Below are 3,049 nucleotides of genomic sequence, written 5' to 3'. Positions count from 1 at the left end.
GACGGTGACGGTCCGTCCGGTCTGGGTCCAGGTGCCGTTCCAGCCGTTCTGGAGGGTCTGGTCGCCGGTGTAGGCGTAGCCGAGGGTCCAGCCGTCGATGGCGGTGGTGCCGGTGTCGGTGATGGTGAGGTTCGCGGTGAATCCGCTGCCCCAGTCGTTGACGGCGTAACTCACGCGGCACGACACCCCGGTGGTGGGGGCCGGGGCGGAGGAGGCCGCTGAGGCGGTGAGCGGGAGCACTGCGAGGGCGGCGCACGCGGCGGTGGCGGCCGCGAGTGCGGCGGTTCGGGGATGGACGGTTCGGGGCATGTCGAGTTCCTCGGGGTGGGGCCGGGGCCGCCGGCGCGGCCCCGGCGGAGGGAGGTCAGCTCGCGGTGCAGGTCAGGGACGGAGCGGTGTTGCCGCCCGAGTAGGTCGCCTGGAAGCCGAAGCCGGTGGCCGTGTTCGGCGCCAGCGCGCCGTTGTACGCCTGGTTGGCGGCCGTCACCGCAGTGCCGGTCTGGGTGGTGGAGGCGTTCCAGCTGTTGGTGATCCCCTGGTTGCCGCCCCAGGTCCAGCTGACGGTCCAGGACTTGGTCGCCGCGGTGCCCGTGTTGGCCACCGTGACGTTGGCGGTGAAGCCGCTGCCCCAGTCGTCGGCGACCGTGTAGGTGGCGGAGCAGCCGTTGTCGTTGCCACCGCCCGGTGCCGTCGTGGTGGCGGTGACCGCGGCCGAGGCGGCGGAGACGTTCCCGGCCGCGTCCTGGGCGGTGACGGTGTACTGGTAGGCGGTGGCGGGGGACAGTCCGGAGTCGGTGTAGGTCGTGCCGGTCACGGTCGCGACCTTGGTCCCGTTCCGGTACACCGAGTAGCCGCTCACGCCGGTCGGATCGGTGGAGGCCGTCCAGCTGAGCGATGTGGTGCTGCTGGTGGTGGCGGTGACGGTCAGTCCGGTCGGGGCGGTCGGGCCGGTGTTGCCGCCGGAGGTGCCGAACGCCGGGTAGGCGTTCTGCACCAGTTGCCGGAACTGGGCGGGGAACCACTGCCCGGCCGGGATGTCGACACCGGGGATGGAGTCGGTGGGGTAGGTGTTCCCGTTCCCGTCCGTCTGGGTGCCGTTCGGGTCGCAGTGCGGGTCGCCGTGGGGGTGGGCGGCGTCCGGGTAGTCGCCGTCCGATTCGCCGGGCGGCTTGACCCAGAGGAACGCGATGATCGGACTGCCCGCGCCGTAGGGCTGCGACTGCGGGCGCGCGCCGATGCCGGCGCCGTTGATGTTGCACCAGTCGCCGCGGAAGGGTTTGCGGTCGACCCGGTTCGCCGCGACGTACGCGTCGGCCGTGGTGGGAGTGGGGTCGAGCGCGGTGGGCCGGGCCGGGCCGCCCCAGCCGTTGCGGGAGGTGTCGACCAGCATGCCGATGCTGTCGGGGAACCCGTCGGACACCAGGGTGGCGTACATCGCGGTGTCGTAGTGGTACTCGTCGAACGCCGGGTTGTCCTGGTAGAAGTTGGCGGACTTGAGCGGCTGCCCGCCGACCGTCAGGTCGGGGTCGGGCAGGAACGGTTCGGTGAGCGGGGTGGTGTTGGCGGTGTCGCTCACGAATCCGTCGACGCTGGCGAACCCGGCGGTGGTGGCCTGGGCGATCTTGGCGTACTCCCGGCCCGCCGGCACCATGTTGGTGGACCAGCCGAGCCAGCCGGCGTGGCCGATGTCCAGGTAGTCGTACACGTTGGGGATGGCGTGCAGCTTGTCGAGCGCGTACACGATGCCCGACTCGTAGTACGGGGTGGCGGTGGCGCACGTCGGTTTGGACTGGTTGGTCACGGCGTTGGGCAGGGAGTCCGGCTCGATGATGGCGGCGACCCGGAGGCCGGCGTACTTCGGATTGGCGAGGACGGCCGCGATCGGGTCGATGTACTGCGTCTCGTAGGCGGTCAACCCGGCTGCGGTGGACGGGAGTTCGCCGTTGGAGGCGATGGCGGCGCAGTCCCGCCCCGGCAGGTCGTAGATGACGACCTGGAAGACGACCGGCGTGGTTCCCTGCTGCTGGGCGAGCGCGTGGTCGAGGTGGGCCTGGAGGCTCAGGTGGGTGGCGTCGCCGGCGATCGCGCCGATGTGGTCCATCCAGACGGCCGTGGGGTTGGCGGCGACCTGGGACTCGAGGCCGCCCAGGGTGCCTCCGTCGGCGGAGGCCTGGGCCTTGACCTCGGCGGCGAAGTCGGGGTTGAGGTAGCCGGTCGCACCGGCGAACGGGTTTGCGACGCGGGCGGCGGCCGCGTGCACCGGGGCGGCGAGCGCGGGGCCGGCGGCGCCGATGCCCGGTAGCAGGCCGGTGGCGCCGAGCAGTGCGGCGGCCGCTGCCGTGCGCAGGCGACGCAGGACGGTGTGGGGCACGTCCGGTCCTTTCGGAGGGGCGGGGTTCCTGACGGGATCGCTGACAACGGGTGGGAACGCGCCCACGTGGGGCGCGGCGATCCCTTCCACATGAAGCCAGGCGGCGAGAAACGCCGTCAATAGCCGCGGGAGCGCTCCCACGAGGCGCTGTAACTTACACGGCGCGGAACCGGGCGGCCTGCCGTCCGGCGACGCCGTTCCGCGCTGGTAGCTGCCGTGCCCCCGCCCTGACGGGCTCGCCGGCAGGCACCGCCCGGTCCTGCGGGCGCTTCCCAAGTCGGGCGCGCCACCCCACCATGACGCAACACCTCCGTCCGCCGCGCACCCCACCCGCGTGGCGGTACCCCACCCGTCTGGAGGACGCGCATGCGACGCAAAGCCCTGCGTACCAGGGGCAACCGGCTCACCATCACCGCGACGGCCACCGCGCTCGCCCTGATCGCCGCGGCGGGCGGCTCCCTCACGGTGCCCACCGCAGCGGCGGCCGCCCGGGTGTCGTGCGGCGTGAGTTACGCCGTCAACGACTGGGGCAGCGGTTTCACCGCGAACCTCACCATCACCGACACCGGCACCACCGCCATCGACGGCTGGACCCTCGGCTACGCCTACACCGGCGACCAGACCCTCCAGAACGGCTGGAACGGCACCTGGACCCAGACCGGACGGACCGTCACCGTC

General features: G+C 72.4%; 3 protein-coding genes. 1 reads left to right on the top strand and 2 read right to left on the bottom strand.

From position 1 onward, the window contains the following. The coding region (locus PUR71_RS01045; RefSeq protein WP_329924367.1) for a cellulose binding domain-containing protein at positions 1 to 309 on the bottom strand (309 nt) is incomplete at its 3' end. A 55-nt stretch (positions 310 to 364) separates the two neighbouring features. After that, a complete protein-coding gene (locus tag PUR71_RS01040; RefSeq protein ID WP_329924366.1) occupies positions 365 to 2,371 on the bottom strand; it encodes a glycoside hydrolase family 6 protein in 2,007 nt (668 codons plus the stop codon). A gap of 366 nt (positions 2,372 to 2,737) precedes the next feature. Between PUR71_RS01040 and PUR71_RS01035 the strand changes: the two genes are divergently transcribed. Continuing rightward, a partial coding sequence (locus PUR71_RS01035; protein ID WP_329924365.1) for a cellulose binding domain-containing protein occupies positions 2,738 to 3,049 on the top strand: 312 nt, incomplete at its 3' end.

It is taken from the genome of Streptomyces sp. SP17BM10, from assembly GCF_036322405.1.
Taxonomy (GTDB): domain Bacteria; phylum Actinomycetota; class Actinomycetes; order Streptomycetales; family Streptomycetaceae; genus Kitasatospora.
This window is presented reverse-complemented; position numbering and strand designations above follow the sequence as displayed.